This is a genomic window from Microcoleus sp. N3A4, assembly GCF_036701805.1.
In the GTDB taxonomy this organism is placed as follows: domain Bacteria; phylum Cyanobacteriota; class Cyanobacteriia; order Cyanobacteriales; family Microcoleaceae; genus Microcoleus.
The window spans coordinates 46,238-72,336 of sequence record NZ_JAUBRJ010000017.1 but is presented as its reverse complement, the minus strand read 5'-3'; the positions used below and the strand labels follow the sequence as shown (position 1 = coordinate 72,336).

Annotated in this window: 19 protein-coding genes and 1 pseudogene; 13 read left to right on the top strand and 7 right to left on the bottom strand. The window is 44.9% G+C overall.

The genetic code is table 11. The annotated features are described in order from the left end of the window. Window positions 1–189 precede the first annotated feature (189 nt). Complete coding sequence (locus tag QUA56_RS12560) at window positions 190–2,133, bottom strand: S9 family peptidase (RefSeq protein ID WP_333357826.1); 1,944 nt, start codon at window positions 2,131–2,133, stop codon at window positions 190–192. A 79-nt stretch (window positions 2,134–2,212) separates the two neighbouring features. Here QUA56_RS12560 and QUA56_RS12555 point away from each other — a divergent pair, with 79 nt between their 5' ends. The 13 genes and pseudogenes from QUA56_RS12555 to QUA56_RS12495 all read left to right on the top strand — a co-directional run bounded on the left by QUA56_RS12555 (window position 2,213) and on the right by QUA56_RS12495 (window position 19,055). Next, window positions 2,213–3,136 carry a nucleoside hydrolase gene (locus tag QUA56_RS12555; protein ID WP_333357825.1) on the top strand — a complete coding sequence of 308 codons (924 nt, stop codon included), beginning with the start codon at window positions 2,213–2,215 and terminating at the stop codon, window positions 3,134–3,136. A gap of 251 nt (window positions 3,137–3,387) precedes the next feature. Continuing rightward, window positions 3,388–4,734 carry a DUF3370 domain-containing protein gene (locus tag QUA56_RS12550; RefSeq protein ID WP_333357824.1) on the top strand — a complete coding sequence of 449 codons (1,347 nt, stop codon included), beginning with the start codon at window positions 3,388–3,390 and terminating at the stop codon, window positions 4,732–4,734. 122 nt (window positions 4,735–4,856) lie between these two features. Then, the gene (locus QUA56_RS12545; RefSeq protein WP_333357823.1) at window positions 4,857–5,036 is read left to right on the top strand and encodes a hypothetical protein; all 180 of its coding nucleotides are present in this window, start codon (window positions 4,857–4,859) and stop codon (window positions 5,034–5,036) included. Between the two features lie 59 nt (window positions 5,037–5,095). Further along, window positions 5,096–5,185: pseudogene (locus QUA56_RS12540) on the top strand (IS1/IS1595 family N-terminal zinc-binding domain-containing protein); the annotation flags it as partial. Window positions 5,186–5,532: 347 nt separating this feature from the next. Next, the gene (gene trhO, locus QUA56_RS12535; RefSeq protein ID WP_445242901.1) at window positions 5,533–6,498 is read left to right on the top strand and encodes an oxygen-dependent tRNA uridine(34) hydroxylase TrhO; all 966 of its coding nucleotides are present in this window, start codon (window positions 5,533–5,535) and stop codon (window positions 6,496–6,498) included. Window positions 6,499–6,626: 128 nt separating this feature from the next. Further along, entirely contained in the window at window positions 6,627–7,283 is a 657-nt protein-coding gene (locus QUA56_RS12530; protein WP_333357822.1) for a glutathione S-transferase, read from the top strand. A 506-nt stretch (window positions 7,284–7,789) separates the two neighbouring features. Beyond that, entirely contained in the window at window positions 7,790–11,125 is a 3,336-nt protein-coding gene (gene dpdE, locus QUA56_RS12525) for a protein DpdE (protein ID WP_333357821.1), read from the top strand. Between the two features lie 782 nt (window positions 11,126–11,907). Then, entirely contained in the window at window positions 11,908–13,839 is a 1,932-nt protein-coding gene (locus tag QUA56_RS12520; RefSeq protein ID WP_333357820.1) for a response regulator, read from the top strand. Between the two features lie 152 nt (window positions 13,840–13,991). Next, complete coding sequence (locus QUA56_RS12515; protein ID WP_333357819.1) at window positions 13,992–17,426, top strand: PAS domain S-box protein; 3,435 nt, start codon at window positions 13,992–13,994, stop codon at window positions 17,424–17,426. 57 nt (window positions 17,427–17,483) lie between these two features. After that, window positions 17,484–17,864: a response regulator gene (locus QUA56_RS12510; RefSeq protein ID WP_333357818.1), complete on the top strand. Its 381-nt coding sequence runs from the start codon at window positions 17,484–17,486 to the stop codon at window positions 17,862–17,864. A gap of 116 nt (window positions 17,865–17,980) precedes the next feature. Beyond that, window positions 17,981–18,163: a hypothetical protein gene (locus tag QUA56_RS12505; RefSeq protein WP_333357817.1), complete on the top strand. Its 183-nt coding sequence runs from the start codon at window positions 17,981–17,983 to the stop codon at window positions 18,161–18,163. Between the two features lie 139 nt (window positions 18,164–18,302). Beyond that, entirely contained in the window at window positions 18,303–18,548 is a 246-nt protein-coding gene (locus tag QUA56_RS12500; RefSeq protein WP_333357816.1) for a hypothetical protein, read from the top strand. A 126-nt stretch (window positions 18,549–18,674) separates the two neighbouring features. After that, complete coding sequence (locus QUA56_RS12495) at window positions 18,675–19,055, top strand: response regulator (RefSeq protein WP_333357950.1); 381 nt, start codon at window positions 18,675–18,677, stop codon at window positions 19,053–19,055. Between the two features lie 561 nt (window positions 19,056–19,616). On the opposite strand, the gene QUA56_RS12490 is transcribed toward QUA56_RS12495, so the two are convergent. The 6 genes from QUA56_RS12490 to QUA56_RS12465 form a co-directional block, all read right to left on the bottom strand. Beyond that, entirely contained in the window at window positions 19,617–20,849 is a 1,233-nt protein-coding gene (locus tag QUA56_RS12490; RefSeq protein ID WP_333357813.1) for a pentapeptide repeat-containing protein, read from the bottom strand. A gap of 110 nt (window positions 20,850–20,959) precedes the next feature. Next, a complete protein-coding gene (locus QUA56_RS12485; protein WP_333357812.1) occupies window positions 20,960–21,592 on the bottom strand; it encodes a Uma2 family endonuclease in 633 nt (210 codons plus the stop codon). Window positions 21,593–21,890: 298 nt separating this feature from the next. Continuing rightward, window positions 21,891–22,478, bottom strand: a complete 588-nt coding sequence (locus QUA56_RS12480; protein WP_333357810.1) for a Uma2 family endonuclease — start codon at window positions 22,476–22,478, stop codon at window positions 21,891–21,893. A gap of 39 nt (window positions 22,479–22,517) precedes the next feature. Continuing rightward, window positions 22,518–23,687 (bottom strand): pentapeptide repeat-containing protein, encoded by a 1,170-nt coding sequence (locus QUA56_RS12475; RefSeq protein ID WP_333357809.1) that lies wholly within the window; start codon window positions 23,685–23,687, stop codon window positions 22,518–22,520. Between the two features lie 543 nt (window positions 23,688–24,230). Continuing rightward, window positions 24,231–25,727: an Asp-tRNA(Asn)/Glu-tRNA(Gln) amidotransferase subunit GatB gene (gene gatB / locus QUA56_RS12470; protein ID WP_333357808.1), complete on the bottom strand. Its 1,497-nt coding sequence runs from the start codon at window positions 25,725–25,727 to the stop codon at window positions 24,231–24,233. 68 nt (window positions 25,728–25,795) lie between these two features. Then, window positions 25,796–26,038 carry a hypothetical protein gene (locus QUA56_RS12465; RefSeq protein WP_333357807.1) on the bottom strand — a complete coding sequence of 81 codons (243 nt, stop codon included), beginning with the start codon at window positions 26,036–26,038 and terminating at the stop codon, window positions 25,796–25,798. Window positions 26,039–26,099 lie beyond the last annotated feature (61 nt).

The window sequence follows — 26,099 nt, the reverse complement described above, 5'->3', positions numbered from 1 at the left end:
CAACAAAAGGCGATCGCACCCTAATATCTTGTCAGTGTATTGCCTTAAAAGATGTGACAATCAACAGCAAAAACTTGTGATAGCAAATAGCCCAGTTTGTGAACTACATCACATTTAATATTTCCGACTTATGCTACAGCTTGCAGTTTCGTTTTAGTGAAGACAGAGCAACTGCAAACTTAATGAGTTCTAAAGATTGTAAATATGCACTTCCTCCACAGGTTCAGCTAACTCAAACTTAAACACCCGGGAATAGAAATAGAATTCGCCGTCAAGAGTTCTTTTGATATTTTCAGCGCGGCGAAAACCGTGCTGTTCCCCTTCATAAGCAACATAAGCAACCGGCAAACCTTTAGCTTTCAATATCTCTACCATCATTTCCGCTTGATTGGGCGGAACCACTTTATCTTCTAATCCTTGAAAAAAGATAACGGGACAAGATAAACGTTCGGCGGAATGAATGGGCGAACGAGCTACATACAAATCTTTTCTTTCAGGATAAGGCCCGATTAATCCATCCAGATAGCGCGCTTCAAATTTGTGAGTATCCCCTGCCAAAGCTTCCAAATCGCTAACTCCATAATAGCTCGCACCCGCCTTAAACACATCGCGGAAAGTAAGAGCGCACAACGTAGTGTACCCCCCTGCACTGCCTCCGGCGATCGCCATTCTTTCGCCATCAACTAAACCTTTTTGAGCTAAATATTTAGCACCGTTAGCGCAGTCGTCAACATCGACAATTCCCCAACTATCTTGCAGCCTTTTTCTGTATTCTCGGCCGTAACCGGTGCTGCCGCCGTAATTAACATCGAGCACGGCAAAACCGCGACTCGTCCAATATTGAATTTTCAAATTCATGCTGCTAGAAGTAGCAGCAGTTGGGCCGCCGTGACTTTTGACGACAAGCGGCGGTTTCTCACCCGCAGGTGCTGCGAAATCTTGATTTTTCGGGGGATAGAAGAAACCGAAAGCAGTCAAACCGTTTTCCGTGGGAAATTCGAGCGGTTCCGGTACAGATAAATAACCCGAATTGATGCTTAAATCGCTCGATTGGCGCAAGATTGACCGTTGACTTGTTGCTAAATTTAGTTGTACAATAGCAGTAGATTCTGTCGGCGAACCTGCCAGAAAAACAACATTTTCTCCGCGCGCTTTGACCGACGAAATATCAGTGTAAGGCGTCTCAATTATTGTCAACAGCTTTGTCGTTAAATCGAGACTTGCTAAATGCCACTTACCTTCCTGAGTGTAGGTGCAAATAATTTTGCTCTCCGAGACAACGGCATAAGTAGACATTCCAAAAACCCACTGAGGAAGTCCGAATTCAGCCGCCATTTCGCACAAAGGTTCAACCTCTTGCTGTTCCCTTCCCAAGCGGGGATTGACTGTTTTATAGAAATTCCACCAGTTCGACTTGTCAGAAACAAAATACAAAACTCCATCGGGCGACCATTCCGGTTGAAAAATTGACTCCTCAATCCCGCCAGAAACTAAGTATTTTTCACCTAAAGAACCATCAGCATTAATTTCAGCCACCCACAACTCTGTGCCATCCCACGGCATATTGGGATGGTTCCAACAAATCCAGGAAAGTTGAGAACAGTCAGGTTTCAAACGAGGGGAAGCATAAAAATCATTACCCTGAGTTAATATTTGAATATCTTCGCCGTTATCTAAATTAATGCTAACAATAGTATTGACAGGTTCCCCCTCACCTGCATGGTCTTCGCGCACGCAAATCAGGCGATTTCTTTGCTTGTCAACCATCGCATCTGCATAGCGACAATTAGCAGCAGGAGTCAGAGGTTCGGGTTGAGAATCTAATGTTTGAGCATAAATACGTTGGTCGGCAAAATGAGAAAAATAGACAACACCGCCAGCAACTGCAAAAGCAGCGCCGCCGTATTCGTTAACGCGAGTGCGAACATTAAAAGGAGGGGGTGTCACGTCGCTGATTTTACCATCAGGAGTGCGCCGCACGAGGACGCTCCGCCCGGCTTCCGAAGGCCTTCCCTCAACCCAGTAAATATCATCGCCGTCAATAGCAATTTGTCCGAGTCCGACAGTTCCAGAAACAATTAAGTCGGAAGAAATAGGTGATTTCCAAGAGCCGTAAGGTGATACTGTATTCATATAGTTGAGGCAGTTGTGTTTCTCGAACAAATAAATTTATATTTGTACTTTACACTAATTCAGTCACCGGGGAAGCAAAATGTCCAAAAAACTCGTACTCATGGATCAGGACGGTGCAGTTGACGACTATCTCTCAGTCGTGTTGCTGATGACAATGGAGGAAGTCGAAACTCTGGGAGTAATTGTAACTCCTGCGGACTGCTACATTCAACCGGCGGTGAGTGCAACGCGCAAAATCCTCGATTTGATGGGGCGTTCAGAAGTTCCGGTGGCGGCGAGTACCGTGCGGGGACTCAATCCATTTCCGGTGTTATTTCGGCGAGATTCCTTTGCAGTCGATCGACTTCCCATTCTAAATGAAAAAGCAACCATTGACACGCCGTTAATATCAGAACCCGGACAAAACTTTATGGTGCGAGTTTTGCAAGATGCAGCCGAACCAGTCACATTAATGGTAACGGGGCCGTTAACAACAGTAGCGCAAGCTTTAGATATCGCGCCTGAAATTGAAAGCAAAATTCAAGAAATTGTCTGGATGGGAGGCGCCCTCAATGTTATCGGCAATGTTAGCAAAGATATGGAACCCGGACAAGATATGTCGGCGGAATGGAATGCTTACTGGGACCCGATAGCAATCAAGAGAATTTGGCAAACCCAAATTCCCGTTGTCATGTGTCCTTTAGACATCACGAATAATGTACCGCTGACAGTCGAATTTTCCAATCTTTTAGCAAGACAGCGCAAATATCCCATTTCCGACTTAGCAGGACAGTGTTATGCCCTAGCAATATCTCAAGATTACTATTTTTGGGACATTTTGGCAACCGCTTATTTAGCGCATCCCGAATTTTACCAACTGCGAGAATCGGAAACCGAAATTGTGACTGAAGGCATCAGTCAAGGACGCACAAAAGTTAAAAATGGAGGGCGAAAAATTCAAGCAATGGATCGAGTAGATATCGAAAAGTTTTACAATTACATATTACAACAGTGGGCGCGGTAAAAATCACAATATCGGCTAAGCTGTCGCGCATTTAAATTGTATGTTCAGGGCGGGCGGGACGCCCACCCCACAAAACTTGATTTTTTTTTGACAGACAATTTCAATGCCGCAACAGCTTACGACTGGTACGCAAAATCTCAGTACAAAACCCGCCCTGACGCCAATGTTTACATCCTCTTCTCTTCCCTCTCTTCCTCTGCGCCCTCTGCGCCCTCTGCGCCCTCTGCGGTAAAAAAAAACTCCTCTCAAAAATGCTGCCAATTTTATCAATCATCCCCTTAGCCCAAACCCCTCCCGCACCTCAAGAAATCGTCCAAATCCAAGAAGTGCGACCTCTCCCCGGACAGTTAGACAACATACCAGTATTTAACAGCAACAGTCCCGAAGTAGTGCTGCAAGAAGGGATTTTGCTTTCGACATTTCCCCCGGATGGTAAAAGATTTCCGGCGGCACATTTAAACTTTCCGTTTCAAGGACGTTTCGACATATTTGCCCACCACATTGCCAAAGCAACCGCGCCCGAAGATTTGCGAACATTGTATCAAGGAGTAATTGTTTACAATCCGGGCAATAAACCAGTAAAATTAGATATATTGCAAGCTGCGAGTTATCTCAGTCAACCCGATGCACCTTTTATTGAATTGCCGCCGCAAGTCGATAATTCAAACAGCAATATTTACGCGGGGCCGGGAAGCCGCGCCGTGAATGATATTCTGAGAGGAAGGAGACAGTCAGAGTTTGGGGCTGGGTTAATTATTCCACCGGGAAAAAGCCAAATGTTGATGAATCATCCGATACCGGTGCGGGGATTGGTACCGCCGCTAAACGGTCGATCGACCTTGATGCGGTTGCACAGCGATGGTACAGTCTATGTGGCCAGTCTGGCGATGTTTGCCCGAGTTGACGCACAGGGAAACGAGCGATCGCCCAACTTAGCAGAATGGCAAAACTTATTGGATAATGGTAACGTAGCCGGGCCGCGCGATCGAACTCCCACACCCCCAGAAATCACCCAAGGTCAAGTAATTTACGGTCGAGTTGCCGGTGTAGCATTAGGTTCAGAATGGCGAGCACTTCTCTCAGACAACCGGGCCACATCAAACCTCGCAATTCCCCAACCCGGAACAGCATTTTCCTACCCATTAAGCAGCCTCCCGCGCGGAATGCTGGGCACAAATCAAGTGCAAAGTGCGAGGATGTTAGTCCGCTACCCAGATACAGCATACCGCGCCCACGGCAACTACGGAATTCAATACAGTCTCAGCTTGCCGCTGTACAATTCTACCAGCAAAAATCAAACTGTAACTGTCGCCATTCAAACTCCAATTAAGACAGACAAATTAACTTCAGGAGGACTTAGTTTTTTAGAACCTCCGGCACCTCAAACTTTTTTTAGGGGGACGGTCAGAGTCCGCTATACTGATGACAGTAAACTGCCTCAAACTCGCTACGTGCATTTAGTGCAGCGGCGGGGACAGCAGGGGGAACCTTTGGTAAAATTAGAGATGAAATCGGGAGAAAAGCGACTTGTAGAAGTGGATTTTATTTATCCGCCCGATGCGTCGCCTCCGCAAGTTTTGACAGTGAAAACAAATTAAATTTAACCCGCAGCTACGGGTAGGCCTGCCCCTAAAAATGCAATAAGTAATCAACCAGATTTGTTTTTATTTTTGCGCGGCGCGGACTTGATTTGTGTCTAGTCGGTCTTGCCAAAAACAAGATGAAGTTATCAAACAAATTCTGGATTGTTGCTGGTTTTTTGTACTTTTTAATGATTCTCAGTATCGTGCTTATAGCAGATACGGGGAAATTAGTCAACTTTCCTCTCGCTCATCCGCCTTATGACAAACTCGGACACTTTGTTTTGTACGGAATAGCATCTTTGGCGTTGCTGAATTAGGGTATGATAAATTGAGAGTGCGATCGCCCAAAAATAACACTTCACAAAACCCAGAGCTTATGCAATGTCCTGAATGTCAGTCAACTCATGTTAATAAAAATGGTCATAAAAAAGGTAAACAGAATTATATTTGTATCGGTTGCGGTAGATAATTTATAGATTGCTATCAACCTCATAAAGGTTACTCGCTCAGAGATGCTCCCGCCACATCAGACTGTGCCCCTCCCTTCTTGAATCATCCCTCAATTGTGTAACGCCCCTTTTTTAGCCCTACTAAGGGGATGGGTCATGGTAAAATGGCAAAAGCGACAGGACAATGTTAGCTGTTTGGAGACAATTTGGAGACAAAATTGGAGACAAAAATCTGTGCGGAGGGTGTAAGCCTTTACCAGTATAGGGTTTCCTGAGTCGTACTTACTGCTTCCGATGCTGAACGTCGCGGGTTCGAGTCCCACCGTCCGCTTTGACTGAATTTTCATATTATGAAAATTAATTAGTGGTATCAATTCAATCTATGGCTTCTTTCTTAACCGCTGCTTTATATAAGTTCGTTGAACTACCTGATTTTGCTGACCTGAAAGCACCGCTACTCGATTGTTGCAACAACAACAACGTCAAAGGCACTATCTTGCTGGCCGAAGAAGGCATCAATGGCACTATTGCCGGCTCGTCCGAGGGCGTACACGCAGTGCTGGCATTCTTGCGTAGTGACCCGCGTTTTGCGGATCTGGTGCACAAGGAATCTTTCTCGGAAAAAGCACCTTTTTACCGCCTGAAAATACGCTTGAAGCGCGAAATCGTCACGATGGGAGTACCGGACATTAATCCCCGCCTCATGGCTGGCAAATATGTTAAGCCTGATGAGTGGAATAAGCTGCTTGACGATCCCGATGTTGTCGTGGTTGATGTGCGTAACGACTTCGAGGTATCTATGGGTACTTTTGAAGGCGCTATTAATCCCAAAACAAAAAGCTTTTCTGAGTTACCTGAATGGGTGCTGCAGGAAACTGCTTTACGCAATAAACCTAAAGTGGCAATGTTTTGCACGGGTGGTATTCGCTGCGAGAAATCTACTGCTTTTTTACGCAGTCAAGGTTTTGAGGAAGTCTATCATCTCGAAGGCGGAATTTTAAAATATTTGGAAACGGTGCCGGAAGCAGAAAGTCGTTGGGAAGGTGAATGTTTTGTCTTTGATGAACGGGTTTCTGTTAGTCAGGGGTTAAAGTCGGGTAATTATGAACTTTGTCGCGGTTGTCGTCACCCGATTAGTGAGGAAGATAAGGCTTCTGAATTATTTGTACTTGGTGTGAGTTGTCCTCATTGTCATGACTCGAAAACTGAAACCAAAAAACAAGCCTTATCTGAGCGTCAACGTCAGATCGATCTTGCTAAGCGTCGCAACCAAGTACATATAGGCGCGCGCTACGATGCGAAGGAAAAAGTAGATGGTGCGATCGACTAATATGATTATTCACTAACCTTAAAAAAACCCCGTTTCTACGAAAAATCTGGTTTGGCGACGAGAAATCTACGGAAAAACGGGGTTTCTGACCCGAAAAACCCGATCGCGCGATCGACTAAACATATAATATGTCAGCAACATATCCGATTTTGTATTCCTTCCGCCGCTGTCCCTATGCTGTGCGCGCGCGCTTGGCCTTGATGGTTAGCAATCGGGTGTGTGAGTTGCGGGAAGTGGTTTTGCGAGACAAACCACAAGAGATGTTGGAGGTATCAGCAAAAGGTACGGTACCGATATTGATTGATGTTGACGGGCGCGTACTGGATGAAAGTATCGACATCATGTTGTGGGCATTGAGACAACACGATCCTGAACAATGGTTGATGCCACAGCAAGGTTCTGTTGCAGAAATGCTGGAACTAATCGCTCTATTTGATGATAGGTTTAAATATCATCTTGACCGTTATAAGTACCCCGATCGTTATGCAGGTGTTGATGCCCAAGTACATCGCTATGAAGGTTCTTTATTCCTAGACAAACTAAATGCACAGTTAAGTGCCACTAAATATTTGTTTGGTAACAATGTAGCATTAGCTGATATGGCGATCGCACCTTTTGTTCGCCAATTCGCTCATACCGATCGAACTTGGTTCAACGAACAGCCTTGGCCTCCGCTACAAGCTTGGTTAGCAGGGTTTACAGAGTCTGAAATTTATACCAGTGTTATGCAGAAATACCCGAAATGGGAATCCGGTAATCCAGGCGTTATTTTTCCTTCCTCGTAATTAGTTATTCAGCATTTACGCACGCACTCAAGGGCGTTGAATCAAAGGTTTGAGATTGTTTCACTACGTTTTCTAATGTTAGTTACCGTGCCTTATATCTTGCACCATTCTCAATTAGTCTTTTAGGAACAGGCTCTCCGGCCTGTGAAGCGAGAAAGTTTATCTTTTGTGGAACGGGCATCTTGCCCGTTCTTGAGAATGGTGCAAGATGTGAGTTTTAACTTATATCTAACACCATTCTCAATGAGCCTTTTAGGAACAGGCTCTCCGGCCTGTTCCACAAGAAAATTTATCTTTAAGAAAATTTATCTTTTGTGGAACGGGCATCTTGCCCGTTCTTGAGAATGGTGCAATATGTGAGTTACCGTGCTAAACTTATTTTTTTCATAATACAAGATTGACTGTCATTTGACTAGAAAAGTGACGCAGGCAAAAATCGCCTTTTGCTGATTTTTTTAACGTGAAAGGATTTGCTGTATTCTAGTAAGTATTATTAGGCTAAAACTATGATTGATGTTGGTTCGTTAGTTCGATCGCCCAAAAACGATTTGGGAATCGGAAAAGTTGTCGAGGTATCGCATACCGATGCCCTAATTGAATATTTTTGCTCAGTAAAAAACCGCTTCCGCAAAACTGTACCCTTGGGTTTGCTGCAAGAAGCTAGACTTCAGCGCCAAACCCGCTGCTACCTCTGGAGTACCACTCAGGAAAGATGGATAATCGGGCGAGTTTATGACTGGGATGAAGATAAATTAGAGTACGAAATTGACCTCCCCGACAGCCAAAGTTTGCAAGCTGTCGAAACCGAACTTTACGTTCGCTGCAATATCCCGATCGCCGATCCGATCGACATTTTAGCAGTCAAAGGCCAAGAAACGCCGTATTTTCACGATCGCCGATTGGCATTCGTTCAATCTGCGATCGAACAGCGGGCCGTCAGCCGCGGCATGACCGGTTTAATTTCTGCTAACATAGACCTCTATCCGCACCAAGTTGAAGTCGTCCGGCGCGTCCTAGAAGACCCAATCGTGCGCTATTTATTGGCAGACGAACCAGGACTCGGAAAAACAGTAGAAGCCGGGACAATTCTCCGCCAATTTCTGCTAGATGAACCCAACGGACGCGCTGTGGTACTGGTTCCGAAATATTTGCTCGAACAGTGGCGGCAGGAGTTGGAAAATAAATTCTATTTGTCTCATTTTGCTGACCGAGTGCAGCTTGTTGCTGTTAGCGACATCAATCAAATTAGCCGCAACGCCAACCTAGATTTTCTGATTGTTGATGAAGCGCAGGATATGGCTGCAATGGCAAATTCGAGCGATCGCGCTCAGCAGCAGTGCTTTGAACTCTGTCAGAAACTCGCTCACAAAAGCAAAAATTTATTGTTATTATCTGCAACGCCAGTTCTCGGCCGCGAGCAAGATTTTCTAACGATGCTGCACTGGCTAGATCCGACAACTTACCGTCTTGATGACCTGGAAAATTTCAAAGAACAGGTGCAAAACCGTCAGGAAATCGGCCGCACCTTGCTGGATTTCAGAGAAAACGCCAAGCCTGCTGTTTTGCAAACAAAACTCGCTCAACTCCGCACTCTTTTTGCAAAAGACGATTATTTAATCGGATTAGCAACAGAGTTAGAAAGTTGTTTGAAAACTAAAGAAACCGCAGAACAGGCTCGGCTTGTCCGAACTATTCGCACTCACGTTAGCGATACCTACCGCCTGCATCGTCGCATTCTTCGCAACCGCCGGGATGCAGTGGAAGATGTGATTTTCGATCGAGATGCTGTCCCCAAAACTGAGTACGATCTGAATGATGAACAGTGGGCGGAAATTCAAACCGTACTCGATCAATGGCGCACAGTCGCTCCCAAGTCGAGCGAATATCAGAGAATTTTTCTGCTGTTTTTCCGCGCTTCTGGTACTTGGCTGAATGTTTTAGAACGGGTTGTCAAAGCTCGCTTGCAGAAAAAATCGACTCCAGAACTCGATCGCGAATTTGGACAAAATGACACGGCGATTTTGACCCAAACTGCGCTGTTTCCTGAAGAAAGGGAAATGCTGGAAACCTTGCTGAACACCCTGGAAAAGCCCCAGGAAGGACTCGATCGACTGAGTTTGTTACGAATCGCCATTCTCCGATTTCTCGCAGTTGCTTTGAAGGTTCCGCGCGAGTATCACAGCAATCCTCGCGATTTGCTGTCGAGAATTCAACAGCAAATTAAACGGCCGATTCCCGGCGAGCGTTTCCCGAAAATTGTGATTTTTACCAGTTTTACGGCAACTTGTAAAGAGATTGCAGAAAATTTAGCTAAAATCTTTGGTAAAAAGGCGATCGCCAGCCATGAAACGGGCAAATCGGCTGATGATGTTGAGGCTAGTCTCAAGCGGTTTAAGACTGAACCCCATTGTTTTATCTTAGTGTGCGATCGATCGGCGGAAGCAGGGGTAAATCTGCAATTGACAGATTGGTTAATTCACTTCGATTTGCCGTGGTTTCCCAACCAGTTAGAACAAAGACTCGGCAGAGTCGATCGCATTGGCAGCAAAATGGGAGTGCAATTTTGTTTGTTTGCAGGCCCGGATTTGCCAGAGAGTCCCCACGAAGCTTGGTTTCAAGTTGTAAAAGATGGGTTTGATATCTTCAACAAATCTATTGCCAGCCTTCAGTTTTATGCTGAGGAAAAACTTCTCAAACTTGAAGAAAAGTTGTTTGCTGAGGGAGGCAAGGGCTTATCCAGCGAAATTGAAGCGATTAAAACTGAAATCGAACAAGAGAAAATCAAAATTGACGAACAGTACGTTCTCGATGAAATTGATACTCTTGATGATAGCGCCTCTCAGTATTTTGAATCTCTCGACAACTGCGATGCTAAGCATAAAGAAATGCAGCGGGCTGCGGAAGGTTGGTTGTGTCAAGCTCTCCACTTCAAACAAATCGAACATCCGAGTGTATCGGGGCTGCTGCGCTATCAACCTACTCAAAAAACGTTGATTCCCTCGAACGATTTGAGAACCAGATTGATTCCTTATTGCCAGCAGTATGGCAGTTACAACCGCCGCATTGCTTATCAGAATAATGATGTCGTTCTTTACCGAATTGGGGAGGGATTGATCGATGCACTTGGCTCTTATATTCGCTGGGACGATCGGGGTCAAGCTTTTGCCATGTGGCGGCATGATGAAAGTTGGGATGCGGAGCCCGGAATGGAGTGGTTCGGCTTTCAGTTTAATTATTCAATTCAGACTGATGTGCAGCCGGCTGACCAAGTTTTGCAAGCACAAAATATCGAAAATTACAATTTGAAAGCTTTGCAGCGACGCGCTGATGCTCTGTTTCTGCCAACTTTTGAAAGTGTGTTTGTAGATGCTCGCAGCGAGCCGATGTCTCTGGTGGAAGATGCAGAAATTCTAGCGATTTTGCAGCGGGCTTATAAGGGGAAAGGCGGGCCGAATCGGGATTACAATTTGTCGAAAAATCGCACGTCGATTATTGATAGTTTTGTCGATCCGCTCGAGTGGGATGATTTTTGTCAAAAGGGACGGGTGGTATCTGAGGAGTTGCTGCGCGGGCGATCGGCTTTTGTGGAAATGTGCGATCGATCTGCTGTCAGTGCTGCAATCCAACTCGAAAACCGGGTGAATCAATTGCAATTGCGCTTGCATCGACTTTCTAAATCCGAACAACTTTTAGAATCGGTTTTAGCGGATGAAATCAATACGGAAAGTTTGTTGAGTCAAGCGGTTTTAGCTGGAATTCGCCGCCCGCACATGACTCTCGAATCGGTTGGGTTTATTGTGATTTCTGGGCGTGCTCCTGTGAAATCTGAGGATGAAGGATAATTTGTTTGGGAGTTCGATCGCTCTTTGTGAGGGCGATCGCTCTTTTTGAACCGCAGATGCAGGCAGATAAACGGGGATGAAGGAAAGGGCTATCCGTTTTATCTAATACCAATTTTGTATGAGGCTGCACATATCTCGATCCCCCCTAGCCCCCCTTAATAAGCAGGGTGGTTTTATTGTGAGGAGAAGAAAACTGAAACGACAGAAAGCACCGCTCAAAGCTCGCGTCTGGGACGCAACTGTTATATTAATTAATAAAGGTACGTAGTTGGGCTTTAGCCCTCTTTAGACGTATATATAAAGAGGGCTAAAGCCCAACTACGTACCTATTTCTAGGATGACAATTAATCCACCCTGCCTAGCCCCCCTTAATAAGGGGGGGACAAGATTCTTCTCTTTCGTCCCCCTTATTAAGGGGGATTTAGGGGGATCGAGATATGTGCAACTTCACATTAAATTGGTATAAACTGCGGAAGTGACAGCAATTTTTGGGTGATGGGACTGTAAAAAGGGTAAGATAAAAACAGTAGTAATGAGTAGCAGTGATTTAGTTAAAAGCCACGCTTCGGCCTGACATCAAAGGGGAGCATCCCAATTTGGTAAAAAGCGTTTTTAGGAGTGCGAGCGTCTCGCTCGCACTCCCTACCGTTCGCTATAGACGCTCGCGCTGAATACGATCCAAATATATTATTATGATGCAACCGTCCACGATCTGAAAGCAAAAATGGGATGCTCCCCATCAAAGTGCATCGATCGCATGGGAATTGAACCGCACAGCCAAAATGAAGAAGTCTCCGATAAAAATTCTGCTCGTAGAGGACGATGGAGGGCTGAGTGCAACACTGGCCAAGGTGTTGGAAGCAAATCATTACGGGTTCGATCGGGCAAATGATGGACAAGCGGGCCTAGATTTGGCAGCAGCAATTGAGTATGACCTCATTTTGTTAGACGTGCAGGTTCCCAAACTAGATGGAATTAGTCTGTGTCGGCAACTGCGATCGCAGGGCTACTGCAAACCGATCCTGTTAATGACGGCAAAGGATTCAGATGCGGAGGTGGTGGCTCTTTTCGATGCGGGTGCCGATGATTACATCACCAAGCCTTTTGCTACGGAAGTATTACTGGCAAGAATCCGAACTTTATTGCGACGCAGTAAAGCACTTTCCCCAGGAGGTTCTACTCAGAATTCAGCGGCTAATACATTGACTTGGGGAGATATTTGTTTAGATTTAGAGTCTGGTAGAGTGACATTTTGCGAACAAATAATTTCACTGACAGCGACAGAATATAACCTGCTGGAATTATTGCTGCGAAATCCCGATCGCATCTTTAGCCGCAATGCCATTTTGGATCGTCTGTGGGGATTTGATGACGCACCAACCGATCGCGCCATTATCACTCATATTAAGGATGTCAGAAAGAAACTGAGGGCAGGCGGCTTAACTGAAGAAATCATCGAAACAGTTTATGGCATGGGCTATCGACTGAAACCGTACCCCCAATCTACGTCGTCCAGTTCAAATAATCCTGGGATTGAGCGCACCCAAAAACATCAATCTCGCGGGCTAGATAAGTCCGAGAATGACAAATTGTTAGAGCGGTTTCGGGGAGGATTCAACCAACAAATTGCTGTCTTAGAGCGGGCGAAAACAGCTCTATTAGCAGGAAATTTAAAAACAGAATTACAGCAAGCGGCAAAACATGAAGCTCATAAATTGGCCGGTTCTCTGGGTTCTTTTGGTTATCCCGAAGGCTCGAAATTGGCACGCTCAGCAGAGCATTTGCTAATAAACGATCGCTCTTTCACTGCTGACGAAATTACCCGCTTCTCGGAATTGGTGACAGGATTACAGCAGGAATTAGCCAAAACACCGATTACATCAACGGCTGCACCAGTTTCTACTATTTCAATTTTCAACTATCGGGTTTTGGTAGTTGATGATGATGCTGCATTAACGGAGCGGTTGAAAGTAGAATCCGAAGCTTGGGGATTGCGGATGAAAATTGCGCCGAATATTACTGATGCCCGATCGCATCTTGCCCTGTCAATACCCGATGTGATGTTACTAGATTTAAGCTTTGCAGAGACAGAGGAAGATGGATTGACGCTACTGCGAGAACTGACCGAGCGATCGCCTACTCTTCCTATAATTGTTTTTACCGGACGAGATAGTCTTGCCGATCGCTTGGCAGTATCGCGTTTAGGTGCTAAGCAATTTCTCCACAAACCTGCAACCACCGAGCAAATTTTTCGAGCGATCGCCCGTGTTCTACCCAGTCCCAAAACTTCAGAAGCCAAAGTCTTAATCGTAGATGATGACCCTGTGATGCTGGTTAAATTATCAGCGTTACTGACTCCTTGGGGAATTGAGGTGACAAATCTCAAAGAACCACAGCAATTTTGGGAGGTGTTAATTAGCACTGAACCCGATTTAATAGTGCTGGATATAGAAATGCCGATCGTCAGCGGCTTAGAATTGTGTCAAGTCGTCCGACAGGATATCCAATGGGAAAATTTACCGATTTTAGTGGTGACAGCCCATACCGATCCAGAATCTCTCCAACAAGCCTTTGCAGCGGGAGCCGATGATTTTATTACCAAGCCGGTACTAGGGCCTGAATTAGTGACGCGGGTACTCAGCCGAATCAGGCGCTCTCGTCCTTTAGTTAAGCCTGGGAATACTTATAGCCTTTCTCAAAAAGATGAGGTATGACTGACAGCTTACATAACCACTAAATTAAGAGGGCTAAAGCCCAACTACGTCCGCGAATCTTTCTGATAACCGCTATAAATAGAACTTACGCACGAGGGCTAAAAACCCGGTTTCTGCCTCAATGTAAAAAATGTAATTAATTAAGTAGATTAATGATAGAACATACTGATGAAGATTATGGGAAATGGCAACAACAGCCACAGCAAATCCTGGCTAAAACAGCACTTTCTCTCTCCGCATCCCTCAAACTCGAAGATATTCTCAAGACTACGGTAACGGATCTCAGAAACATTCTGCAATGCGATCGGGTAATTATCTTCCAATTTGCTCCAGACTGGAGCGGAAAGGTGGTGGTAGAGTCCGTTGGTTCAGAATGGACAGCAATCTTATCCACTCTGATACACGATCCTTGCTTGGGTGAAAGCTATATCGAACCCTTCAAACAAGGCTTATTCACCTCTAAATCGGATATTTATACTGCCGGAATTGATACTTGTCACCGGGAATTCCTGGCAAATTTTCAAGTTAGAGCTAACCTGGTTATTCCTATTCTTAAGGGAGAAGAACTTTGGGGATTATTGATTGCCCATCACTGTGCAGAACCTCGCGAATGGCAACCATCAGAAATTGAACTCATGCGACAGCTAGCAACTCAAGCTGGAATTGCCATTCAGCAAGCTGATTTATTTGAGCGAGTACAAACGGAACTCAGGGAGCAAAAACAAGCAGAAATTGCCCTACAAGAACTCAATACTGAACTCGAACAACGAGTCAGAGAACGGACTGCTGAACTCACTGAAGTCAACCATAGGTTGCAACACTATATCACCCAAGTTGAAGACCTCTATAATAATGCTCCCTGTGGCTATCATTCCCTAGATGCAGCAGGAACAATAATTATGATTAATGATACGGAACTGAAGTGGTTAGGCTATACCCGCGATGAAATCGTGCACAAAAAGAAATATGTTGATTTAATAACACTTGAAAGTAAAAATATTTTTTATCTAAACTTTCCATTATTAAAAAAACAAGGCTGCATCAACAATTTAGAGTTTCAGATGTTGAATAAAAACGGAAAACCCATTTGGATAAACTTAAATGCTACAGCAATTTATGATGAAGCAGGTAACTTCATGATGAGTCGTTCTAGCGTATTTGATATCACCGATCGCAAACGTACTGAAGAAGCCTTCCGCCAGTATGAACGCATCATATTCAATACAACAGATGGGATTGTGCTGATGGATCGCAACTATATTTATCAAATAGTCAATCAAGCTTATTTGACTTGGTGCAACAAATCGGAAAGCGAAGTTATAGGAAATTCTGTTAGAAATATCCTGGATGCAGACGTGTTCGATAACTTGATCAAACCTCGGTTAGACCGATGTTTGGCTGGCGAAAAAATTCAGTATGAAAACTGGTTTGATTCTCCCAATTTAGTCAGGCAATTTTTGAGCGTTACTTATACACCTTTACGTGATGCAGGCGAAAATATTGTAGGGGTAATCGTCAGTCTGCGCGATCTGACTAAACTCAAACAAACAGAACAAATGCTGGAGCTTCAGGCTGTCATTACTCGCAACATGGCGGAAGGCATTTGTTTAGTAACAGCAGATAATGGAGTTATTATCTATGCCAATCCTAAATTTGAGCAGATGTTTGGCTATGACTCTGGTGAACTCAACGGTCAGCACGTTTCGATTCTCAACTATGCCAGCGAATCGGTCAATCCTGAAGATGTAAATCAAGCCATTCGGTCTGCCGTTTTACAAAGGGGTGAATTTAGCTATGAAGTCCAGAATGTCAAGAAAGATGGGACTCCATTTTGGTGCAGTGCAACTTGCTCTGTATTCAATGATTCCGACTACGGCGATGTTCTAGTGGCCGTTCATCAAGATATTACCGTAGCGAAGCACCTCGAAGAAGTTCGACAAGAGGTAGCAGCAGCCTTACTACAGAAATCCCGAAAGGAAAATTTGCTCTGGAGGATTACTCAAGGGATTCGCCAATCTTTGGATCTGAATGCCGTTCTAAATACTGCTGTTACTGAAATTAGGGAAACATTACAAACCGATCGCACTGCCATTTACCGCTTTAATCCTGATTGGAGTGGTGATTTTGTCGTGGAGTCAGTTTGTGAGGATTGGGTAAAACTGATAGGAAGCGATCTTCAAAAAAATTGTGCAGATACCTACCTGCAAGAAACTAGCGGCGGTCGATTCCGCAATCATGAAAATTTTGTTGTTAATGATATTTACAGCGGTGAAATTCAACCCTGTCATATCGAGCTAGTGGAACAATTTCAAGCAAAAAGTTATGCAGTTTTCCCGATATTTTTGAGAGAAAATCTCTGGGGTTTGTTAGCTATATACCAAAATACGGCACCTCATCAATGGCAATCGTGGGAAATAGAATTACTTGAACAGATTGCCAGCCAATTGTCGATCGCCATCCAGCAATCCAAACTCTACCGACAACTTCAGCTAGAACTGCAAGAACGCAAGCAAGCCGAAGCCACGATCCGAGAAGCGGAACGACGCTGGCGATCGCTCTTGGATAACGTGCAGTTGATTGTTGTCGGACTCGATCGATGGGGAAATATTAATTATGTTAATCCTTTTTTCTTAAAAATTACAGGATATACTCACCCAGAAGTTTTAGGAAAAAATTGGTTTGAAAACTTCTTACCCCCTGCTAATCAACAATCGATTCAAGTTGTTTTTTCGGAAGTTTTAGCCCAGAAATATCATCCCTATTATCAAAATTTTATCTTAAGCAAATCGGGTGAGGAACGATTTATTGCCTGGAACAATACCATGCTGCAAGATTCAGAGGGAAACATCATTGGCACGATCAGCATTGGGGAAGATATTACCGAACGACAAAAGCTAGAACAGATTAAAAATGAGTTCATTGGTATTGTCAGCCATGAACTTCGGACTCCTTTGGCAGGAATTCAAATGTCATTGGGGCTAATAAAAAGTGGGGTTTACGATCAAAAGCCCGAAAAATCTAGACGCATGATTGAAATTGCCCTCCTCGATACCAATCGATTAGTGAACCTGGTTAATGATATTTTAGATTTGGAGCGCCTAGACTCCGGGCGGGCAATTGTGGAGAAAACTGTTTGCAAAGCTGCCGATTTGATGCAGCAAGCAGTAGAGAGCATCGAGGCGATCGCTACTCAACAGCAGATCTCATTAATCGTTACCCCCACGGATGCAGAAGTCTGGGCAACAAGAGATGCGATCGTCCAAACCTTAACAAATTTGCTCAGTAATGCGATTAAATTCTCACCTGCCGATGCCACAATTCATCTGAGTGCCGAAAACCAGACAGACTTTGTGCTGTTCCAAGTTAGCGATCGCGGACGAGGCATTCCTGCAGATAAACTAGAACTGATTTTTGGGCGATTTCAGCAAGTCGATGCCTCCGACTCCCGCGAAAAAGGAGGCACCGGTTTAGGTTTAGCAATCTGTCGCAGTATAGTTGAGCGGCATGGCGGCAAAATCTGGGCGGAAAGTATCTTAGGTGAAGGCAGCACATTTTGCTTCACCCTACCCTTACGCACCATTGAATAACGCTTAGATTAATCTCTAGCATCAATCCCAAATTCAAAATCTCCAATCCAAAATCCCATGACTGACAGACAAATTCTAGTTGTTGACGATGAAGAACACCTTCGGGAACTCGTGCAGGCCTGCTTAGAAGATTTAGGCGGATGGAAAACAGTGGGGGCAGGATCGGGAGAGGAATGTTTACAAATACTGCAAATAGAACGACCCAACGCCATTTTGCTGGATGTATCTATGCCGGGAATGGATGGATTTGCTGTGTACGATCGCCTCCAGTCCGATCCGATTACTCGATCGATTCCAGTGATTCTGCTGACAGCGAAAGTTTTGCCCAGCGATCGGACTAAATTTGCCCAAATGGCGGTAGCTGGGGTAATTGCCAAACCCATCCAACCCATCACCCTGACGGAAGAAGTAGCAGAAATTTTGGGATGGGATGATTGACTTTCACGATTTTTGTGAAATTTTGTAACAACAATCGAATCTTTACCAAATCCTTACCGTTGCTATTTAGTCTCCTCTTATGCAGCTAACAGTTCTTTGCATTAAAAGGAGACTCAATGAATGCTTTTCAGGCTTTGAATGATGTAAATCAGGATCTCGCAGGTTCATTTTCCGGTTTGCCCGCTGGTTGTCAGCAATCCACACCTTGGATCGATCGTACAGAGGAAACACCGATCGCAGGCATTAAAATTCAAGAAAAGGATGTGACACTTATCCTTAAAGTTAGTTCACATTTCTGACATTCATCTTGTCAAATTGAATCTCCACATCACTCCACAAACTGTTTTAATCCAAGGTCAACCTACCGAAGCTGCGGGAGTAGAAGGTTATTTCTTATATCTTGCACCATTCTCAATTAGCCTTTTAGGAACAGGCAAGATGCCTGTTCCACAAGAAAATCTACTCTTTGTGGAACGGGCATCTTGCCCGTTCTTGAGAATAATGCAAGATGTGAATTATTTCCTTCCTAGTGGATTTCAAACTCTCATCCCGTTGCCCCACCGCGTACATCCTGAAACCTATGGGACTGAAATACACTCGGATGGTTTAACAATTCAGCTTGCTAAAGAGTTGAGAGTTCCGCCATCCCAAGTTCGGATTCAACTCTCAAATACACATCTTTGAGCGATTGCTTAAAGATGTGTATTTGAGACTCAATTGGCCACCAAAAAAATAATTTATAATCAACAAAAAAAAAAGAACGCTTTGCAAGTAGCTAATTACGATCGCAGTCTCCTGCCCGAAAACAAGATGAAAGGGAAGCAAATTCTCATCGTGGATGACCAAGAACACCTCCGCGAACTGATACAGTTGTGCCTGGAAGACCTCGCGGGATGGAACACCCTGGTGGCCGAATCAGGACTAGAATGTTTACAAATCCTACAAACAGAACGACCTAACGCTATTTTGCTGGATGTATCTATGCCGGGAATGGATGGATTTGCTGTGTACGATCGTCTCCGATCCGATCCCATAACTCGATCGATTCCAGTGATTCTGCTGACAGCAAGAGTTATGTCAAGCGATATGGCTGAATTTGCCGAAATGGGTGTTGCTGGGGTAATTCGCAAACCATTTGAAGCCACCACCCTGCCGGGAAAAGTGGCAGAGATTTTGGGATGGGATGATTGACACTCCCCGGTATGGCAGACGCAGGATTCTTAAGACTTTACCTCTACATTCATAAAGTTGCTGCTTCAACCCAACTTACAGCACTTGGCAACAAAAGACAAATACACTTTCGATAAAAAAGAGGTTTTTATGACAAGCTGTCTTTGCTGCACGAATCAAATGCTGCGTCACCTTCGCCACAGTCAAGTATACTGGTTTTGCCGTCAGTGTTGGCAAGAAATGCCTGTTTACCATCTTAACAGCTACGGTTCATCGCCCTCTATAAATTTATACTAATTATAAAAAATCATGCAACAGTAGCTGTAGGGTGCGTCGCTATCAAAATTTATCAAAAAAAGCGACTATCTCACAGCGACGCACCTTACAAACAGTTTTTCAGGAAACAAACCAAAAACTCATAACTGTTGCAAACTTTTGGAGAATTGGTATTAGTTAGAGAGTTAAGGATGAAGAAGCAACTTTCTTCAGAGACGGTAGTTTAAAGGTTAAATTCCATCGCACAGGCGTGAGGCCCGTGCCGCAATGGAGGCGGATGAATAAAAGGGAGCTCGCACTTACGGGCTAAACCTCTTCAAAAATCGCGCCTCGCTGCTGTAGATTCACCTGCATTTCCTCATCGATTCCTGAATTGTTTCCGAATCTGGCTGACTCGACATTCGCACCGCTGAAATTAGTATTTGTTAAGTTCACTTCCAGCAGATTTGCGCCGCTCAAATTGGCACCGCTGAGATTAGCTAAAGCTAGACTTGCTTTGTGCAAATCTGCGCCGCTTAAATTAGCATTTCCTAAGAAAGCGCCACTCAAATCTGCACCGCCGAATTTGGCATTTTGCAAGTTGGCGTCGCTGAAATCGACATCGCTTAAGTTTGCACCTCGGAAATTTGTCCGATCGAGATTTGCGCTGCTAAAATCCACTGCACTTAAAGTCGTCCCGCGCAAGCTGCTGCCCGCGAAATCCAGTGCTGGACTGAGATTGGCGATTTTTGCCAACTCTGCAAAGTTGTCGGTTTCAGCGGAGATAATGCGATCGACCATTTCCTGCAATTCCGATTCAGATTCCGGGACAATTTCCACCTCGGGCTGTTCAACCGGAGGCAAATTGTAGGACAATAGCGCCCAACCGATCGCCGGTTGGAGTTTATTTTTTTGCAGATATACAGTCAGGATTCTTTCTAAAACCGAATGTTGATTGGGCGTGATATCGTGCGGCCACAAACCCTCCGCATCGGCGAGAAAAATATCTTCTTTCGCAACTTGAAAAGTTGCTGTAATCCGCAATGGTTTGGCGGAAAATTGTCCCAGTTTAGCACTTTTCAGCAAACCTTTTAATACTGATTGGCCCTGTTCTAATGCAAAAATCCAACCTGGCGTTGTATCATCGCCTATTGTGGAAATGCGACAAAACGTGCAGTCAGTTTCATTTATTTTTTCCGCATTATTGCTGTCTCGAACTCCCCGCAGATTTTCAGTTAATAAAACTTCTGAACTGCTTTGAATAAGCTGCGTTTCTTCTATTGGCGAAAGCTTGAAAGAACCGACTAACTGGCGCGATGCTACGGGAATTTCGCAGTTTTCCAGATTGAGCTTGAGCGTCCCGCCTTGCAGGCCAAATTTGACGCGACCGCCGAGCATGGGTTCCCAATGCTCGTTAAAATTCAAGCTCAAGTGAATGTCGAGCTGCTGGGTTTGGGCTGCAACCGATGCAACTGGAATTGCTTCTAATTGCATCCACAAGCAATCTGGGTATTTGTTGTGAGACTCTAGCGATCGCATATCGGGTAGAATTGCTGGCACTACCAGCCTGTAATTGATATTTAAATTAGTTTATCATCTCTATTTTATCACAATACAGCTTTTTTTTGTGGGTAAAATTGTAAATTTTGTTTAATTTGCTCAGCAAGTCATTAGTTTTGCTGAATTTGGCTTTTTACCCAATTCCGAAATGCTTTCACTAATTCCAAATAGTCCATTGTTTCTGCTTGTTCCAAAAATCCGACAATCTCTAATATCGGTAAGCTGGGAAATGCTAAACTGATCTCGCACTCAACGTATTCTCCATTTTCAAATCTGTTGATTCTGAGCCGCGATCCATTATAAATCCAAACTTCCGGAACTCCCAAATCCGCATAAACCTGCAAGCTATTTTCCGAACGGCTGGTAATATCAATTTCCACTACTAAATCCGGCGGATCTTGATTCATGTCGATTCTTTTTTTGCCTTTAACTGCACTAATATTTTGGATGTAAAAACATTCATCAGGTTCTACACCGCTAAGTTCAGGACGTTTAAATGTGGTAGAACCAAGAGGTTCAATTTTCACATCTAATTCTTCAGCTAAGGTTTCCACAAATCGACCCATTACTTTTTTGTAAACTTCGTGTTCTGGGGATGGTACCATAATTTCAAGATTGCCGCGATTATATGTCAGTCGAATTTGCCGATCGCCGATTTCGGCAAGCAAAGTTTCGTAGGTTTGCCAACTGATACCTGATAGCTGGACGCTTTGTTCTGGCCGAGCGAGAGTTTGAGCAGTCATCTGATTTTAGATTTTAGATTTTAGATTTTAGATTTTAGATTTCTCCCGCGAATAAATCCGGGTCAGAAAGCAAATTGTTTTGGATGATATAGCAGTCCTAAATCTGTCGCAAAATCGAGCGAGATCGGAATCCTTGTAGTGCGAGCATCTTGCTCGCGTACTATTTTTCAAATCATTTAGGATTGCTATAGTGCTAGTTTTATGCTTCATTTCTTTGCAGTTTTACATTATATCATCGAAGGAAGCTCGATCGCTCTTTAATTACTAAGTTAAAATATGTGCGTTCGAGCCAGAATGTTTAGTCACCCATCTGCGCCGGAAATACCGCAGATAAATCGAGAGACAAATCTGGGAAACCTGGAATTACCACAACCTCATTCGGCAAAACCACTCGTTTGACTCGATAGTCGAAACCACCTCTTTGTTTTTGATAAGGTTCGCTGTGCATTTCCAGTTGAATATCTACCAAATTAAATATCCAATAATCAGAAATTCCCGATTCAGCATAGAGAGATAACTTGGTTCTCCTGTCGTACTTCAAAGTAGAATCAGAAACCTCAATTACCAACAAAATATCAGCAGCTAAAGGATGAGAAGATAAATAATTGTCAGAACGATTGCGGGCGATCGCAACATCAGGCTCTGGTTCGCTATCATCCGACAAGGTAATTGGGTCTTGACCGCGCACGATCGCTCTTTTTCGCAGCAGCGGGTACAACTCTCCTAACAGCAGCGAATTACAAACAGAGTGAAACGTACCTTTTGCAGCCATTTTGATAATTTCTCCGCGAATCAATTCAAATCGGTTATCGGACTCAAAAAAACCCAGTTCTTCCAAACGGTGGTATTCTGCGATCGAGAATCGTTTTGCAGTTACGGCACTCATAGCTTTTGTTACCCTCTACAATTACCAACATTCCCCATTCTACTCAAAAATCCCGCCCCGCGCCCTCAACTCAATTTTCACCGCTTCCGAAATCCCCAAACAACCAGAAAACGTGGCATTTTCCACCACAGCATTTTTTAAATCAGCGCGGCTCAAATCAGCACCGTTTAAATTCGCACCGCTCAAATCAACACCGCTCAAATCAGCATTTTTTAAATTAGCGTCAGTCAAATTTGCATCGACTAAAATCGCATTCGGTAAATAAGCACTGCTCAAATTTGTGCCGGTTAAATTTGCACGGCTCAAATTTGCCCGGGGCAACTTTGTTCGCAAATCAGCACCGCTTAAATTGGCGCTGCTGAGTTCAGCATCCCGCAAGTTAGCATTGCACAAATTAGCATCAATTAAAATAGCAGCGCTCAGCAAAGCACCGCTGAGATCCGCCAAGGTCAAATCTGCGCCCCGGAAATTTGTCTCGCGCAAATCTGCACCGTTAAAATCAGCGTAGTGCAAGTCAAAACCGCTTAAATTAGCCCCGGCAAAATCCTCAACCGGATTCAAACCAACTGTTTCTGCAAGTTGTAAAAAGTTTTTATTTTTATCGTTTAAAAACAGTTCCCGGACGATCGCCAATTGCTGCTGTCGGTACTCGTCGGCCTTCTCGTAATCTGCTAAATACTTGTAAGCGAGCTTCAAATTCTTGAGAGCACTGCGCTCAACGCGATCTTCCTTGCTGGCGCGCGCGATCGACAACTGCTGGTGATAACATTCGATCGCACCAGGCAAATCTCCATTAGCATCGCAAGCTAGCGCCAAATTGCCCAAAGCTTCCAGCTCAGAGCGCCCGTCGCCAGTTTCCCGCGCGATCGCCAAACGCTGCTGCTGGTAATCAATAGCATTAGAAAAATCTGAGCGAGCACAGCAAGCATTGCCCAGATTTCCCAAAGCATTTGCCTCGCCCCGGCGATCGCCAATTTCCCGCGCTAACACCAAATGCTGCTCGTAGCAGTCGATCGCCTGAGCATAATTTCCCAGCGCTTCGTAAGCTACGCCCATATTGCCCAGCGCCGCACCCGATCGCCGCTTATCGTCCATTGAGCGATACAGCGCCAGCGCTTCCTGCCAAGAATCCAGAGCCGCCTCAAATTGGCGCGCCTGATATTGCGAAATCCCCTGCTTGATTAGCTCGCTAGCTTGTTCGCTCATCATGTCAAAATTAGTTAATAACTAAAGTTGATATTAATCCGTAATCGGCAATCAGTAATCGGTAATTGGTAATCGGTAATCGGTATGGCTCATATCGTTTCCGGTTGCATCGATCGGAATAATATATTTGGATAATGTCAGCGCTCACGTCGTCCCCGCTCGCGGCGTGGCTCGCGAGCGGGGACGACGTGAGCGCTACATAATTCCGATGCTACCAGATTTGATATCACTCTCCCTCTCTCCCCCATTCTCCCCCATTCTTTCTCATTCTCCCCCTCTCCCCCATCCGTATTTTCACGTCCGTGCAAAAAAAAGACAAAAAAAGAGAGAGCTACCTAAGTAACTCTCTCTACCATCAGGGTGCATCTACATAACACAATATAACACGATCGGGATGAGGGGTGAAACCCCCAAACGTGAAGATGTTGTAAAGAAATGTAGATGAATTATAAAGTTACCATCCAGCGGGAAGCGCCAGAGCGCGGCGGAATCGAGAAAAACCGCCCGCCGCGAACGCTACACAACCCCCTTAATGACTGCATTGCCTCAACCGTTAAGCTTCGCCACCAGCAGCTCGTTGGTCAATTTGGGATCGGCTCTGCCGCCCGTCTCCTTCATCACCTTGCCGACAAAAAAGCCCAGCAGCTTAGTTTTGCCGGCTCGGTACTGTTCGAGCTCCTTGGGATTGGCGGCCAAAACTGCATCGATCGCCCGATCGATCGCCCCAGTATCCGAAATTTGAATCAAACCCTTGCTCTCTACGAACTTCTGAGGCGAACCGCCGTTTGCCAGCAACTCCGGCAAAATATCCTTAGCGATTTTGCCGCTGATCGTGCCGGCATCAATTAGCGCCAGCAGTTCGGCTAAATCCTGCGGTTGGAAAGGAATTTCTGCGATCGCCAGCTTTTCATTTTTCAGGTAAGCAGTAATATCGCCCATCACCCAATTAGCAGCTTGTTTCGCAACAGCACCGGCGGCGATCGACTTTTCAAAATACTCCGCCACCGCTTTGTCGTCAGTCAGCACCCGCGCGTCGTAGGGAGAAAGAGCGAGCTCAGTTTCGTAGCGGTGGCGCTTTTGGGCCGGCAATTCCGGCAGTTGAGCTTTCCAATCCTGCAATTGCTCGGCCGAAACTTCGATCGGAGGCAAATCCGGTTCCGGGAAATACCGGTAATCGCTGGCACCTTCCTTAATCCGCATACTGAAAGTACACTGCTTGTTTTCATCCCAAAGCCGCGTTTCTTGGACGATGGTTTCGCCATTTTCCACAGCTTGAATTTGCCGCTCGATCTCGTAATCGATCGCCCGTTCGATCGCATTAAAAGAGTTCATATTTTTAATTTCCACCTTCGTGCCGAACTCTTTTCTGCCAACGGGGCGCACTGAAATATTCACGTCGCACCTGAGCGAACCTTCCTGCATATTCCCGTCGCCAACACCGATGTAGCGCACGATCCGGCGCAATTCTTGACCGTATTCGGCAGCTTCCGCGCCCGATCGCAAATCCGGTTCCGAAACAATTTCGATTAGAGGCACACCGGCGCGGTTGTAATCCACCATTGAATAAGTAGAACCGCTGAGCCGATCGCTGCCGCCGTGAACCAATTTTCCGGCATCTTCCTCCATGTGCAAGCGAGTGATCCCGATTTTTTTTCTAGTAGAATTTCCCGTCTCGTCCACCAGTTCAATTTCTAGCCAACCGTTAGTAGCGATCGGCAAATCGAACTGAGAAATTTGATAATTTTTCGGCAAATCGGGATAGAAATATTGCTTGCGGTCAAACTTACTGTAAGGTGCGATTTCGCAGTTGAGAGCCAGCCCTGCTTTCACCGCATACTCCAGCACTTTTTGATTTAATACTGGCAATACTCCAGGCATTCCCATACAAATTGGGTCAATATTAGTATTTGGGGCATTGCCAAATTCTGTAGAAGAACTGGAGAAAATTTTAGTATTCGTACTCAATTGACAGTGAGTTTCGAGACCGATAATGGCTTCGTACTGAGTTTGGTTTTTTATCGAAGAGGGTGCAGCAGCAGTCATAAGCGACCTAAAAGACTGAATAACTTTACATTTTATTTTAGCTTTTTATTGACCAAACCGATTTGAGATTATTTGTCGGTAGCGCTTGTTGACCAATTGGCACCGGCACAAGCGCCGAGCCGCAGCGATATCCTTTCGATCGCTCCCAAACAACAACCCTGTGCAAAAATATACTTAACGCCAGCTCCCGCCCGCACGCTTGCCCAGGAGAGTTTTAGATCGATCGACCGCAATTGCCGATCTGCACGCCAAACCCTTTTACTGGCAGTCTTTAATAGCACCGCCCGCTTCCAGCGATCGACTCCGCCCATAAATTAAAAGTTAAAAATGTATAATTTAACAGGAAATTACATATTTTTAATTTTTAAGCTT